This is a genomic window from Pseudomonas canadensis, assembly GCF_030980095.1.
In the GTDB taxonomy this organism is placed as follows: Bacteria; Pseudomonadota; Gammaproteobacteria; order Pseudomonadales; family Pseudomonadaceae; genus Aquipseudomonas; species Aquipseudomonas canadensis.
Window position 1 is genome coordinate 4,459,258 of record NZ_CP133298.1, and the last position, 14,025, is coordinate 4,473,282.

18 protein-coding genes are annotated in these 14,025 nt (G+C 60.9%); 1 reads left to right on the forward strand and 17 read right to left on the reverse strand.

What is annotated here, in order from left to right; genetic code table 11:
• The first annotated feature begins 380 nt into the window (after positions 1-380).
• Positions 381-623: a DUF6124 family protein gene (locus tag RB216_RS20570; protein WP_032864218.1), complete on the forward strand. Its 243-nt coding sequence runs from the start codon at positions 381-383 to the stop codon at positions 621-623.
• A 44-nt stretch (positions 624-667) separates the two neighbouring features.
• Here the strand turns inward: RB216_RS20570 and RB216_RS20575 are convergent, their stop codons facing one another.
• The 17 genes from RB216_RS20575 to fliH all read right to left on the reverse strand — a co-directional run bounded on the left by RB216_RS20575 (position 668) and on the right by fliH (position 14,025).
• Positions 668-868: a cold-shock protein gene (locus tag RB216_RS20575; protein WP_028617317.1), complete on the reverse strand. Its 201-nt coding sequence runs from the start codon at positions 866-868 to the stop codon at positions 668-670.
• Between the two features lie 15 nt (positions 869-883).
• Positions 884-1,093, reverse strand: a complete 210-nt coding sequence (locus RB216_RS20580) for a S1 domain-containing protein (RefSeq protein ID WP_016976562.1) — start codon at positions 1,091-1,093, stop codon at positions 884-886.
• A gap of 128 nt (positions 1,094-1,221) precedes the next feature.
• On the reverse strand, positions 1,222-2,358 hold the full coding sequence (gene flhB / locus RB216_RS20585) for a flagellar biosynthesis protein FlhB (RefSeq protein WP_028617318.1): 1,137 nt from the start codon (positions 2,356-2,358) through the stop codon (positions 1,222-1,224).
• Between the two features lie 3 nt (positions 2,359-2,361).
• Entirely contained in the window at positions 2,362-3,147 is a 786-nt protein-coding gene (gene fliR / locus RB216_RS20590) for a flagellar biosynthetic protein FliR (RefSeq protein WP_028617319.1), read from the reverse strand.
• Positions 3,148-3,151: 4 nt separating this feature from the next.
• Positions 3,152-3,421: a flagellar biosynthesis protein FliQ gene (fliQ, locus tag RB216_RS20595; RefSeq protein ID WP_010208761.1), complete on the reverse strand. Its 270-nt coding sequence runs from the start codon at positions 3,419-3,421 to the stop codon at positions 3,152-3,154.
• Positions 3,422-3,425: 4 nt separating this feature from the next.
• The gene (gene fliP / locus RB216_RS20600; protein WP_016976565.1) at positions 3,426-4,169 is read right to left on the reverse strand and encodes a flagellar type III secretion system pore protein FliP; all 744 of its coding nucleotides are present in this window, start codon (positions 4,167-4,169) and stop codon (positions 3,426-3,428) included.
• Positions 4,169-4,612, reverse strand: a complete 444-nt coding sequence (gene fliO / locus RB216_RS20605) for a flagellar biosynthetic protein FliO (protein WP_016976566.1) — start codon at positions 4,610-4,612, stop codon at positions 4,169-4,171. The genes fliP and fliO overlap by 1 nt, the downstream gene beginning before the upstream one ends.
• A gap of 1 nt (position 4,613) precedes the next feature.
• Positions 4,614-5,081 carry a flagellar motor switch protein FliN gene (gene fliN, locus RB216_RS20610; protein WP_016976567.1) on the reverse strand — a complete coding sequence of 156 codons (468 nt, stop codon included), beginning with the start codon at positions 5,079-5,081 and terminating at the stop codon, positions 4,614-4,616.
• Between the two features lie 34 nt (positions 5,082-5,115).
• Positions 5,116-6,084 carry a flagellar motor switch protein FliM gene (gene fliM / locus RB216_RS20615; RefSeq protein ID WP_027603859.1) on the reverse strand — a complete coding sequence of 323 codons (969 nt, stop codon included), beginning with the start codon at positions 6,082-6,084 and terminating at the stop codon, positions 5,116-5,118.
• Between the two features lie 9 nt (positions 6,085-6,093).
• Positions 6,094-6,594, reverse strand: a complete 501-nt coding sequence (gene fliL / locus RB216_RS20620; protein ID WP_028617320.1) for a flagellar basal body-associated protein FliL — start codon at positions 6,592-6,594, stop codon at positions 6,094-6,096.
• A gap of 97 nt (positions 6,595-6,691) precedes the next feature.
• Positions 6,692-8,032 carry a flagellar hook-length control protein FliK gene (locus RB216_RS20625; RefSeq protein WP_028617321.1) on the reverse strand — a complete coding sequence of 447 codons (1,341 nt, stop codon included), beginning with the start codon at positions 8,030-8,032 and terminating at the stop codon, positions 6,692-6,694.
• An 862-nt stretch (positions 8,033-8,894) separates the two neighbouring features.
• Positions 8,895-9,242, reverse strand: coding sequence for an Hpt domain-containing protein (locus RB216_RS20635; protein ID WP_236319071.1), 348 nt, complete (start codon positions 9,240-9,242; stop codon positions 8,895-8,897).
• A gap of 30 nt (positions 9,243-9,272) precedes the next feature.
• A complete protein-coding gene (locus RB216_RS20640) occupies positions 9,273-10,991 on the reverse strand; it encodes an ATP-binding SpoIIE family protein phosphatase (RefSeq protein WP_308907812.1) in 1,719 nt (572 codons plus the stop codon).
• Positions 10,988-11,293 carry an STAS domain-containing protein gene (locus RB216_RS20645; RefSeq protein WP_028617324.1) on the reverse strand — a complete coding sequence of 102 codons (306 nt, stop codon included), beginning with the start codon at positions 11,291-11,293 and terminating at the stop codon, positions 10,988-10,990. The genes RB216_RS20640 and RB216_RS20645 overlap by 4 nt, the downstream gene beginning before the upstream one ends.
• Positions 11,294-11,459: 166 nt before the next feature.
• Positions 11,460-11,909, reverse strand: coding sequence for a flagellar export protein FliJ (gene fliJ / locus RB216_RS20650; protein WP_028617325.1), 450 nt, complete (start codon positions 11,907-11,909; stop codon positions 11,460-11,462).
• A 3-nt stretch (positions 11,910-11,912) separates the two neighbouring features.
• A complete protein-coding gene (gene fliI, locus RB216_RS20655; RefSeq protein WP_308907813.1) occupies positions 11,913-13,271 on the reverse strand; it encodes a flagellar protein export ATPase FliI in 1,359 nt (452 codons plus the stop codon).
• Positions 13,261-14,025, reverse strand: coding sequence for a flagellar assembly protein FliH (gene fliH, locus RB216_RS20660; RefSeq protein ID WP_308907814.1), 765 nt, complete (start codon positions 14,023-14,025; stop codon positions 13,261-13,263). The genes fliI and fliH overlap by 11 nt, the downstream gene beginning before the upstream one ends.

Consider the following 14,025-nt stretch of genomic DNA (forward strand, 5'->3'; position numbering starts at 1 on the left):
TGCTTTGGCCCTTCGATGACCTCCCAAGCGACCAAGCAAGCCCGCTCCCACATTTTGGATTTGTGTTCACCGGCCGCTACCGAGGAAATTTCCGACAAGGTTTTGGGGTTGCCCCTAGGAAAGCCGCTCTCTAGTCTCCGTACACCGCTGCAAACGCAGTGGTCGGGCGTCGCGGCCCGGTTTACTACGGAACAAAAGCACCATCTCCCTTTCAGTAAGCGGTTTTTTATCGTCTACTGTGCGGCGCTATGGCGGCTGTGCGCGGGATACCTTCGGGTATGCCGGGTTGTTCCTAGACCGGTCCGCGAACCTGCGTACAGTTGCCACCCTCCATCGCGTCGCGGCGATCAGTGGCGGCTCCACTTTTTAGGAACCTCACAATGATTAAACCCACCCCAAATCCCCCCATCAGTCTGTTTACCGTCGTAGACACTCTCAAAACCGAAGACCTGCTGGTCAACCTCACCGAAACCCTCGCCTCGGCCGACGCGCTGATGAGTGATTTTGCGTTTGAATTGGAAGGGCCAAAACGCGAAGGCGCGCTGGGTGTTGCACAGTTGATTGGGCTGGCAAAGCTGCTGGCTGACAGAGTGTTGGCGGACAGCGAGCACTTGATGGCCTGAGGGCGGATCGTTCCTGCACTACCCTGCGGGAACGATCATCAAGCTCATAGGACGCGGACGTTCTCGGCCTGAGCGCCTTTGGCCCCCTGCGTTACCTCGAACTCTACTTTTTGGTTCTCTTCAAGCGTCCTGAAACCGTCGCCCGTGATGGCCGAGAAGTGGACAAATATATCGCCCCCACCGTCTTGAGTGATAAACCCAAACCCCTTCTCCGCGTTAAACCATTTCACCGTACCTGTTGCCATTGCCGTTCTCCTGACTTACGGGATAACGCGAACGTCGGATGCATAGACCGCATCGCGCCCATGGACTCTCTTGACCTCAACCCGCAGGCCCACGGCAAGCCGAATACCTCGCGAACCGATGAAATTCACGCGCACGTCGTCTTCACCGTTTTCCAGGGCAATCAAGCCCATCCCGGATTTCTGGTCGTAATATTTGACAGCGCCTCTGACCGCCTTCAAAACCACTCTCCCTGCATCTCATCTACAGCTTTCGCGCAGTGCTTTAAGCAATGGAACCGCGAGAACGCCCCTCTGGCTACTGTCAAAGTTGACAGGTATACAGGCATTCACGACGAGTGGTAGGGCGTGAGAAATCAGGAATCGCGGCGCAAATCCGGTGGAATCGGCAGATCCTTGAGTGGATCCGGACGCTTGCCCTTGCCCGCGCGGTACTGGCGAATCTGATAGACATACGCCAACACCTGAGCCACGGCCAGGTAGAGCCCGGCGGGGATTTCCTGGTCCAGGTCGGTGGAATAGAAGATCGACCGCGCCAGTTCCGGCGATTCCAGCAGCAGGATGTCATTGGCCACGGCGATTTCGCGGATCTTCAGCGCCGTAAAGTCACTCCCCTTGGCCAACAGCATCGGCGCGCCGCCTTTCTCCGGGTCGTATTTGAGCGCCACGGCGTAGTGGGTCGGGTTGGTGATGACCACGTCGGCGTCGGGTACTGCGCCCATCATCTTGCGCTGGGACATTTCCCGTTGCAGCTGGCGAATACGCTGTTTGACCTCGGGTCGGCCTTCCTGGTCCTTGTGCTCGTCGCGCACTTCCTGCTTGGTCATCAGCAGTTTCTTGTGGCTCTCCCACAACTGGATCGGGGCATCCACGGCAGCGATGATGATCAGCCCGGCGGCCATCCACAGCGCGCTCCAGCCCACCACCTGCACGCTGTGGATGATCGCCGACTCCAGCGGTTCATGGGCGATGCGCAGCAGGTCGTCAATGTCGGACGACAACACCATCAGCGCCACAAACAGGATCAGGATGAATTTGGCCAACGCCTTGAGCAACTCCACCAAGGCCTTGGCGGAAAACATGCGCTTGAGCCCGGCAGCCGGGTTCATGCGGCTGAATTTCGGGGCCATGCTGCCGGCGGCAAACAACCAGCCACCCAGGGCGACCGGGCCGATCAGCGCAGCCAGCAGTAAAGTGATCAGGATCGGCTGCACCGCCAGGATCGCGATCTTGCCCGAGTGCAGCAGGTACTGGCCCATGGCGTCAGGGTTGAGCAGCACGTCGCGGGGCAAGGTGAAGTTGTGCTTCATCAACTCCATCAAGTCCAGCGCCAGGCCGCCGCCGTAGATCAGCAAGGCGCCGGCGCCGGCCATCATGGTTGCAACGGTGTTCAGCTCTTTGGAGCGCGCAATCTCGCCCTTTTCCCTGGAGTCCTTTTTGCGTTTCTCCGTGGGGTCTTCTGTTTTGTCCTGACCACTCTCGCTCTCGGCCATGGCTCAGCGCGCCCGTGCCAGATCACGTAAGAACTGCAAGGCGTCGGTCGCCAGCGGTTGATACTGATTGAGAATGTCGGCCAGGCCGACCCAGAAAATCCCCATGCCCAATACCAGGGTCAACGGGAAACCAATCGAGAAGATGTTCAGCTGTGGCGCCGCACGGGTCATCACACCGAACGCGATGTTGACCACCAGCAACGCGGTAATGGCCGGCAACACCAGCAACAGCGACGCGCCGAACACCCAACCCAGGCGCCCGACGATTTCCCAGAAATGATTGACCACCAGCCCCGAGCCCACCGGCAAGGTGGTGAAGCTTTCGGTCATCACTTCAAAGGCTACCAGGTGGCCGTTCATCGCCAGGAACAGCAAGGTCACCAGCATGGTCAGAAACTGCCCGATTACCGCCGCCGATACGCCGTTGGTGGGGTCGACCATGGAGGCGAAGCCCATGCCCATCTGGATCGAGATGATTTGCCCGGCCACCACAAAGGCCTGGAAAAACAGCGTGAGGGAAAAGCCCATCAGCGCGCCGATCAGGATCTGTTCGGCAATCAGCAGCAACGCGCTGAGATCGATGGCATTGACCGGTGGCATCGGCGGCAACCCTGGCACGATCACCACGGTAATCGCCACCGCAAAGTACAGGCGCACGCGACGTGGTACGAGGGTGGTGCCGAACACCGGCATGGCCATCAACATCGCCGTCACGCGGAACATCGGCAGGATGAAGGACGCCACCCACGTGCTGATCTGGGTATCGGTCAATGCCAGCAACGACTGCATCCGGTCAGCCGATCAACTGCGGAATACTGCCGTACAACTGCAGGATGTATTCCATGAAGGTCTGCACCAGCCAAGGGCCGGCCACGATCAGGGTGACCAGCATCACCAGCAAGCGCGGCAAAAAGCTCAAGGTTTGTTCGTTGATCTGGGTCGCGGCCTGGAACATCGCCACCAGCAGGCCCACCAACAGGCTCGGCACGACCAGCACGGCGACCATCACAGTGGTCAGCCACAGCGCTTCACGGAACAGGTCGACAGCTACTTCTGGCGTCATTGCGCTATACCCCGCCGAAACTGCCGGCCAACGTGCCGATAATCAGCGCCCAGCCGTCGACCAGCACAAACAGCATGATCTTGAACGGCAACGAGATGATCAACGGCGACAGCATCATCATACCCATGGCCATCAGCACGCTCGCCACCACCAGGTCGATGATCAGGAACGGAATGAAGATCATGAAGCCGATCTGGAACGCGGTTTTCAATTCGGAGGTGACGAACGCCGGCACCAGGATGGTCAGCGGTGCCTGGTCCGGGGTGGCGATGTCGGTACGCTTGGACAGACGCATAAACAGCTCAAGGTCGCTGGAGCGGGTCTGCGACAGCATGAAATCCTTGATCGGGCCCTGGGCCTTGTCGATCGCATCCTGGGCGGTCATTTTCTCCGCCAGGTAGGGTTGCAACGCTTGCTGGTTCACCTTGTCGAACACCGGCGCCATGATGAACAGCGTCAGGAACAAGGCCATGCCGGTGAGGATCTGGTTCGACGGCGTCTGCTGCAGGCCCAGGGCCTGGCGCAGGATCGAGAACACAATGATGATCCGCGTGAAGCTGGTCATCAGCATGACGAACGCCGGGATAAAGCTCAGCGCGGTCATGATCAGCAGGATCTGCAGGCTGACCGAATACTCCTGCGCGCCAGCCGCGTTGGTGCCCAACGTGATCGCCGGGATCGACAACGGGTCGGCGCCAAACGCCAGTGGCGCGGCCAGCAACAGCATGAGCGTCAATAAAACGCGCATTACTTCTTATCCTTCTGATCCTTGCCCAGCAACTCCATCAGGCGCTGGGCGAATTCTGGCGTGGCGGACTGGCTCTGGTCCACGCTCACCGGGGTCTTGAGCACATGCAGCGGAGTGATGCGACCGGGCGTGATGCCCAGCAGGATCTGCTCCTCGCCCACTTGCACCAGCACCAGCCGATCACGCGGGCCGAGGGCGCGGGAACCGATCATCTCGATCACCTGGCCATTGCCCGGCCCCACGCGCTGCACCCGGCGCAGCAGCCAGGCCAGTGCGAAGATCAAACCCACCACCAGCAACAAGCCCAGCACCAGCTGGGTCAATTGCCCGCCAATGCCGCTGCTCACCACTGGTGCAGCGGCAGCGGTGGCTTGCGCGGCCGGCTCAGCCGCGAGGGCGCTCAATGGCAGCGCCAGAAACAGTCCCGCCATCGAATATTTCATCTCAGCGCAACTTCTTGATGCGTTCGCTCGGGCTGATCACGTCGGTCAGGCGGATGCCGAACTTCTCGTTGACCACCACCACTTCGCCGTGGGCAATCAGGGTGCCGTTGACCAGCACGTCCAGCGGCTCACCGGCCAGGCGGTCCAGCTCGATCACCGACCCCTGGTTGAGTTGCAGCAGGTTGCGGATGTTGATTTCGGTGCTGCCGACTTCCATGGAGATCGACACGGGAATGTCGAGGATCACATCCAGGTTCGGGCCGTCGAGGGTCACCGGGTCGTTGTTCTTCGGCACGCTGCCGAATTCCTCCATCGGCAGACGGTTGCCGGCCGGAGAGGTGGCGGCGTCAGCGGCCAGCAGCGCATCGATGTCATCCTGGCCAACATCGCCGGTTTCTTCCAGGGCAGCCGCCCATTCGTCAGCCAGGGCCTGGTCTTCGGCGGAAGTGTTTTCGTGTTCGGTAGCCATTACATGTCCTCGGCGAAGCAAAAATGAGTGTTGATCAGCGACGATTGATCGGTTCGACCACTTGAAGAGCCAAGTTGCCCTTGTGGGAACCGAGCTTGACCTTGAATGACGGCACACCATTGGCGCGCATGATCATTTCGTCGGGCAATTCGACGGGGATGATGTCCCCTGGCTGCATGTGCAAAATATCGCGCAGGCGCAACTGGCGACGGGCCACCGTGGCGCTCAGGGGTACGTCGACGTCCAGCAGGTCTTCGCGCAGGGCCTTGACCCAACGCTCGTCCTGATCGTCCAGGTCGGACTGGAAACCGGCGTCGAGCATCTCGCGCACCGGCTCGATCATCGAGTACGGCATGGTCACGTGCAGGTCGCCGCCACCGCCATCGAGTTCGATGTGGAAGGTGGACACCACAATGGCTTCGCTGGGGCCGACGATGTTGGCCATGGCCGGGTTCACTTCCGAGTTGATGTACTCGAAATTGACTTCCATGATCGCCTGCCAGGCTTCCTTCAAGTCGATGAAGGCCTGCTCCAGCACCATGCGCACTACCCGCAATTCGGTCGGGGTGAACTCACGGCCTTCGATCTTGGCGTGACGGCCGTCGCCGCCGAAGAAGTTGTCCACCAGTTTGAACACCAGCTTGGCATCCAGGATGAACAGCGCGGTACCGCGCAACGGCTTGATCTTGACCAGGTTGAGGCTGGTCGGCACGTACAACGAGTGCACGTATTCACCGAACTTCATCACCTGCACGCCGCCCACCGCCACATCCGCCGAGCGGCGCAGCATATTGAACATGCTGATGCGGGTATAACGGGCGAAACGTTCGTTGATCATCTCCAGCGTCGGCATGCGTCCACGGACGATGCGATCCTGGCTGGTGAGGTCATAACTTTTGACGCTGCCGGGCTCGGCAGCCATTTCGGTCTGTACCAGACCATCGTCGACGCCATGCAGCAGCGCATCGATCTCATCCTGGGACAGCAGGTCTTGCACGGCCATGTCGTGATCCTACTGCAATACGAAGTTAGTGAAGAGCGCCTGCTCGACCACGACTTTGCCGAGTTCCTTCTGGGCCACTTCCTGCACGCTGGCTGTGACCTTCTGGCGCAGCATTTCCTGGCCCACCGGGGTGGCAAGTGTGTCGAAGCTCTGGCTGGAGAACAGCATCACCAAGTTGTTGCGGATCACCGGCATATGCACCTTGAGGGCATCCAGGTCCGAAGCATTACGCGCCAGCAAGGTGATGCTCACCTGCAGGTAGCGTTGGCGGCCATTCTGATTGAAGTTGGCGACAAAGGCCGGAAGCATCGGCTCGAAGATTGCCGGTTGCTTGACGTTACTGGCGGTTTCGGCGGCGGGTGCCGGCTTGCTGGCACTGCTGTGCATGATGTACCAGGTGCCGCCGACCGAGGCGCCGATGGCCAGGAGCAGGCCCACGACTATCAACAGGATAAGCTTGAGCTTACCTTTGCCTGCGGGTGCTTTTGCTGCGTCGTCGCTCTTCGCCATGCCAATAATCCGTCACTATTCGGGGATTCATAGATCTACGGAAAGGCAAGAGCAAGTGTTATGCCAGAGTTGTCTGGCACATCCCTGTAGGAGCGAGCTAGGCGTAGTAGTCGACCGCGCTTGAACCGATCACGGTTGAGGTGACTGGCGCCACGGCCTCAGCCACATCAATGTGGTTACCACTGTCGCCGTTATCACCACCGCGCCCGCCGCTGCCGCTCACGCCACGGGTCTGGGCCTGTTGCTGCTGTTGCTCCTGGCCACGGGACTGGTCGGACACGTTCACATCCACCTGCCCCATGCCCTGCTGGGCGAACATCTCCCGCAAGCGGCCGGACTGGCTTTCCAAGGCTTCACGTACCACCGGGTGGGCGCTCATGAAGTTGACCTGGGCTTGCTGGTCGGCGGTCATGTTGACCTTGATATCCAGGCGACCGAGTTCAGCCGGCTGCAACTGGATCTCCGCTGACTTGAGGTTGGCGCTGGAGAGGTACATCACGCGGTTGACGATTTCATCGGTCCAGCCGCTCTGGTGCATGGCCAACGGCGCATTGGTTACCGGCGGCAAGGCGTTGGCGGTTTTCGGCGTGGCGGCCTGGGTCAATGCAGCCAGGCGGTTGGCGAAGTCGTCGACACGGGTGTCGCTGCTGGCGTTTTTCAGGTCCTTGAGGCCGTCCTCGATCAACCCGCCGAAGGCCTTGTCACCGCCCGTGTCAGTGCTGTCCTTGGTGGCTTGCTGGTCGACCATATTGGCCAGGCCGGCGGCAAAGTTCTGTGCGGCGGTGGGTTGATCCTGAGTTGGCGCCGGAGCGGTTTTGGCCTGGGCCTGACTGCTGGCCGAGACATGACCGCCCTGCTCCATCGCCAGGCGCACGGCTGGCATGGCGTCCAATGGGTCGGCTTCCGGATCAAAGACAGGCTTGGCTTCCTCGGTGGCCGCGACGGGTGCCGCGACTACCGGCTGAGTCTTGTCATCCTTGGCTGTGGTGACAGGCGCCGGGGTTTCCACCGGCACTGGCACGGCGACTGGAGTGACGGTGGCAATCAGAGCCGGATCGACCACCGGGTCAGCTGGAGGCTGCTGTACCAGGGTCGGGTCGGTTGACGCTTCGTCATCCTTGCTGGCGCTGTCGTCAGTCTTGGCCGGCGGGGTGGCAGGCAAGGGTTTGCCGCTATCGGCAACGGCTGGCGTGCTGGCGGCAGGTTTGTCGCTGCTTGCCGCTGGCTTGGCACTGGCGTCGGAGGACTTGCCGGCGGTGGGCTTGGGCGAATTGTCGTCGGCCTTGGTCGTGGGTTTGGAAGCCTGGTTGGCGAACACTTGAGCGAAGCCAGGGCCCTTGTCCCGTGGGTCCGCAGCCGCTGCCGGTGGGTTGGCGGCGGGCGCTTGAGGCTTGGCCGCGGGGGCAGCCTGAAGGAGCGAATTCGGGGCGACTGGCATAGGTAAAGGTCTCCACTGCATGGGGGTCGGGGATGCAGTATTGGGAGGTAGAGCAAGAGTTGGGCCAGGTTTGGGGTCGGTTGGTTTTATTGAGTACATATCCGTTTTTTAGGTAACGGCTGATATTGGTTCCGCCCTTACGGCGGGTCACTTTTGAAAAGAGCCCAAAAGTAACCAAAAGGCTCTTGCCCCAACACTCGGTACCTCGCCTAGGCTCGGTATGCCCGTAATCCGACAGTGATTCGGGGGGCCGCCGCCACGCGCCATCCATGGCGCGGGGCGGCTAAACCGGCATCCCTGCCGGTTTACCCCCCAAATCCCTGTCGAATTCCGGCCAGCGTGTTTGACGGGGCGCCTAAGATCAAGATCAAAAGCAAGAGCACAGCGGCCTGACAGCCGGCTTGAGTGGTGTGAAGCAAAATCAAACGCGGTCCTGTAGGAGCCGGCTTGCCGGCGATGGTCTTCAACGATGACGCGGGGAATCAGACAAAACGCGGCGGTCTCACGTTTTTCGCCGGCAAGAACTAGGCGTCCCCCCGGCTCCTACAAGGGAAAGCGTATCCACGATGCGAAGCGAGTCGCTCTTGATCTTGATCTGAGGCGCCCCGTCAAACACGCTGGCCGAACGCAGGCTTTGGAGCGTGGGTAACCCGGCAGGACGCCGGGTTAGCCGCGCTGGGCCAAGGATGGCCCATCGCGGCGGCCCACGCTCCAAAGCCGGAGTGAGGGCACACCGAGCCTAAGCGAGGTGCCGAGTGTTGGGGCGAAGACCTTTTGCTTACTTTTGGGTCTTTCCAAAAGTGAGCCGCCGTAAGGGCGGAACCAATACCAGCCGTTACCGCAGCAACGGATATGTACTCAATCAAATCTGAAACCGCTGCCGCTCCGTCTCATACAACGGCTTAACCAACGCAAACTCCCGATCAATCTGATCCACCAACTCCCCCAGATCCCCAACCACAGGCCCAACGGACTCCACCTCCAACCGCTGACACAAATGCGCCAACCTCACCGCCCCAAGGTTCCCACTACTCCCCTTGAAACTATGCGCAATCCGCCCCAACGCCTTCGCATCATCCCTAGCCTTGCGCAGCGCCTCGACACGTTTCTGGGAATCATCAAGAAAGGTATCAAGCAACTTCGGATACTCGCCTTCCATGACTTCCTGCAACCCCGACAACACCGCCGGGTCCAGATGTAGATCAACCACTTGCTCGCTCCTTGATCAAGAATCGGCGGATTATGTCAGAGCCTCCCAGCAAAACTCCACGCAGACACTACGCCCGCCATCCGACCAGCCTACATCGCTGCTCAATTGCCGCACCAGGCTCAAACCCCGGCCAGACAGACGGTCCATATCCAGCGGCCGCGCCAGCACCTGCTCCACATCAAACCCCAGACCGCTATCCTCAATGCGCAGGGTCATCTTCCCACCCGCCCCAACCGGCACCACCTGCACATGCACCCGTATATACCCACTGTTCAGTTGCGCCAGGCGCTCATTACGCTGACGGTAATACTCGGCAAACCCTTGAGCATCACACTTGAGACTCGAATCCAGCCCCAGCACCCCATGTTCCAGTGCATTCGAATACAGCTCCGCCATCACACTGTAGAGCGCCCCGCTCTGCTCGCGCAGGCCATGGATCTCCAACAACAGTTGCAGCAGATAAGGCAACGGGTTGTAACGCTTCAAGGTTTCGGCACGGAATTCGAAACTCACCGACCAATCCAACGGACACGATTGCCCGCTGTCCGCATACAACGGCCCCGAGGCACGCAGTTGCTGGCCAGGCTGCAGGGTGATTTCCACCATGCTCACGTCATCGCGCACTTCACCGCGAAACGCCGCCAGTGCCTGTTCTATATCTTCAAATAAACGATCAGGCTCGCGATTGGCAGCAAACACCTGCTGTAAACGTTCGGCGCCGAACAATTGGTCGTTGGCATCTGCGGTATCCAGCACCCCATCGGACAACAGGAACACCCGATCACCCAGGGCCATGGGCCAGACTTCAGTGCGATCATCAAAGGCCTCAGCCGACAGCACCCCCAACGGCAAATGCCGCGATTCCAGCGGCGTGCGTTTGCCGGTGGCAATTTCATGCACGTAGCCTTCGGGCATGCCGCCGCTCCACACCTCCACCACCCGCCGCTGCGTGCTCAGGCACAAAAGGGTGGCGCAGCAGAACATGTCCACCGGCAGGATGCGTTTGAGCTTGGCGTTCATCTCGCGCAGGGTTTGTGCCAGGCCGTAACCCTTGGCGGTCATGCCGTAGAAGACTTCCGCCAGGGGCATGGCCCCCACCGCCGCCGGCAGGCCATGACCAGTGAAGTCGCCGAGCAGCACGTGCATGTCGCCGGACGGCGTATAGGCCGCCAGCAGCAGGTCGCCGTTGAACAGCGCATAGGGCGATTGCAGGTAGCGGATATTCGGCGCGGCATTGATGCAGCCCGAATGCGCGACCTTATCGAACACCGCCTTGGCCACCCGCTGCTCATGCAGGAGGTAGTCGTGATGCTTGGCGATCAGGTCGCGCTGTTGCAGGACCGTGGCCTGCAACCGGCGCAGGCGGTCCATGGCGTTGATTTTCGCCGCGAGAATCAACTGGTTGTAGGGTTTTGGCAGGAAGTCATCGCCGCCGGCATCCAGGCACTGGGCCAGCGCTTCGCTCTCGCGCAGGGAAGTGAGGAAAATTAGCGGCACCAGCTCTTCGCCCGCCAACTGCTTGATTCGCCGTGCTGCCTCAAAGCCGTCCATCACCGGCATCAGCGCATCCATCAACACCAGTTGCGGGCGCTCGCGGGTAAACACCTCGACCGCTTCAGCGCCATTGGTGGCCGTAAGTACCTGGTGACCCTGGCGCCGCACGATGGTCGACAGCAACAGCAAATCGGCGGCGCTGTCTTCGGCGATCAGGATCGTCAGCGGTTCGAGGACCGGGGCCAGGGCGCTCAACTGATGTCGAACAGTTTGTCGAAGTTGGAGATGGCAAGGATCTTGCGCACGTCGGAGTTGCTGTTGATTACCTGGACCTCAGCATTATCGCCACCGGCATGGTCACGCAACAGCAGGAGCATGCCCAGGGCGGAGCTGTCCATGTAGGTGGCCTCCTTCAAGTCGACGACGTACAACTCAGGCACTTTGTAGAAACGCTCGTAGGCATCGCGAAACGCCTGATGGCTGCCGAAATCAAACCGGCCCTTGACCGCGATCATCAACTTCTTCCCATCCAGGGATACTTCTGACTCGACTGACATGCGACTGCTTCCTTGTCTTTGGCAATGACACAAGGTTTAGCAGGCGAACCCGATCTGAGCAACACCACAAATCAACTGTGGGAGCGGGCTTGCTCGCGAATACGGTGTGTCAGTTGATATATTTGTGACTGACCCACCGCATTCGCGAGCAAGCCCGCTCCCACATTTAGAACTGGGACTGGCGTGGAAGGCGCTGGGACAGTTCGTCGAGCAGCTTTTGCTCGCGCTTGTCTTCAAGCGCGCGTGCTTCGTCGATATAACGCTGCACCAATTTGCGCAAACCTTCGACCCGGGCAAACGCTGCTTGCCAGCTCTCGCGGGCTTTATCGAGGTTGTTCTGGTGCCAGGCCAGGCTCTGGCGCTGCTGGCCGACGGCCGTTTCCAACTGATTGAGAAAGCCCTGGTAGCCCATCAACCACTGGCCCGAGACGCCTTTGCTGCCCCGCTCGATCCACTGCTGCTGGTACTCGCCGCGAAAGCGCTCCAAGTCGCCCAGCTTGCTCTCCGCCAAACGGACTTGCCCCTGGAAATAACCCAGGCGCTGCACGGCGGTTTTCTCGGCCTTTTCGGCCATGTCCACCACCGGAGCCAGGCGGGCGGCGCGGCTGTTGGCCATGGCTTAACCGCCCGGCGCCGGGGCGAAGATCGAATGCAGGTGCGCTTCGCTTTCGCCCATGCTGATCTTGTCGTTGAGGCCCTGGCGCAGGTAGGTCACCAACTGCGGTTGCAGGGCGATGGCCAGGTCGGTGTCGCGATCGCCGCCAGCCACGTAGGCGCCGACGCTGATCAGGTCGCGGCTCTGTTGATAGCGCGACCACAATTGCTTGAATTGTTGCGCGCGGATCATGTGTTCCGGCGTCACCACTGCCGGCATCACCCGGCTGATGGACGCTTCGATATCGATAGCCGGGTAATGCCCCTCTTCGGCCAGACGCCGCGACAGCACGATGTGACCGTCAAGTACACCCCGCGCCGAGTCGGCAATCGGGTCCTGCTGGTCATCGCCTTCGGACAGCACGGTATAGAACGCGGTGATCGAGCCACCACCGGCTTCGGCGTTACCGGCACGCTCCACCAGCTTGGGCAGCTTGGCGAACACCGACGGCGGATAGCCTTTGGTGGCCGGCGGTTCGCCGATGGCCAGGGCGATTTCCCGCTGGGCCTGGGCGAAACGCGTGAGCGAGTCCATCAGCAACAGGACGTTCTTGCCCTTGTCACGGAAATATTCGGCGATGCGCGTGCAGTACATGGCGGCGCGCAGGCGCATCAGCGGTGCATCGTCCGCTGGGGACGCGACGACGACCGAGCGCTTGAGGCCTTCTTCACCGAGGCTGTGCTCGATGAATTCCTTCACCTCGCGGCCCCGTTCGCCGATCAGCCCGACCACGATGATGTCAGCCTCAGTAAAGCGCGTCATCATGCCCAGCAACACCGACTTACCCACGCCGGTACCGGCAAACAGGCCCAGACGCTGGCCACGGCCGACCGTCAATAATCCGTTGATGCTGCGAATGCCCACGTCCAGCGGCACGCTGATGGGGTTACGGTTGAGCGGGTTGATGGTGGGGCCGTCCATCGGCACCCAGTCTTCAGCCTTCATGCCGCCCTTGCCATCCAGCGCGCGGCCGGCGCCGTCGAGTACGCGGCCGAGCATGCTCATGCCCATCGGCAGACGGCCGGTGTCGGCCAAGGGCACCACACGGGCGCCGGGGGCAATGCCCGCCAGGCTGCCCACGGGCATCAGGAAAATCTTGTTGCCCGAAAACCCCATCACTTCGGCTTCGACCTGCACCGGGTGGTAGCTGTCGTCGTTGATCACCATGCAGCGGCTGCCCATGGCGGCGCGCAGGCCTTCGGCTTCGAGGGTCAGGCCGACCATGCGCAGCAGGCGACCTTCAAGGATCGGCTGGCCAGGCAACTCGGCGGCTTCGGTATAACCGCTCAAGCGCTTGGCGAAGCTGGTGCGATCAAGGCGCATCGGGGGCGTCCAGGTCCAGGCTGAGGTCCGGCTCGGCAGGGTTCAGCACCTGCTCGTGGGCCTGGTCCAGCAGCTTGGCCATGATCTGGCTGATGCGGGTTTCCACCGTGGCATCGATGCGACTGTGTTCGGTCTCGACGCGGCAACCACCGGGCTGCAGCGAAGCGTCCTCGACTATCCGCCAGGTTTCTTCATGGCGCTCGCGCAGGGCTTTGACTTGTTCGAAATCCTGAGGATTGATGTACAGCCGTACATTGCCGACACCCAGGGGCAGCAGCTTGAGGGCTTCGCGCATCACGCTTTCGATATGGCTGGAGTCCAGCACCAATTCGCGCTGGATCACTTGGCGAGCGATGTGCTGCACCAGCTCGACCATGGCTTTTTCGATTTGCGCATCCTGCTCGGCGATGGGGTCGAACAGCCCGCCCATCAAGCGTTCCAGGCTGGCCAGTCTGACGCTCAGCGCCTCCTCGGCTTCCTGGCGGACCTTGAGGGTGGTGCTGCGAAAACCATCTTTTTCACCCGCCGCGAAGCCCTCGTTGTAGGCCTCCTGGCGGATAGCTTCCAATTCTTCCAAGGTCAGTGGCTGGACTTCGTCCAGCGGCACTTCTTCCATCTCCGCCGGCGGCTCGATTACTGGCTCCGGTTCAGGCTCCGGCACATGCGGATCGAAGCTGGGCAACGACCAGATGTCGAACCCACCGACGTCCCGCGCGCGAATCAGATCGCTGGGCGCCTCATCTTTGTTCGACAT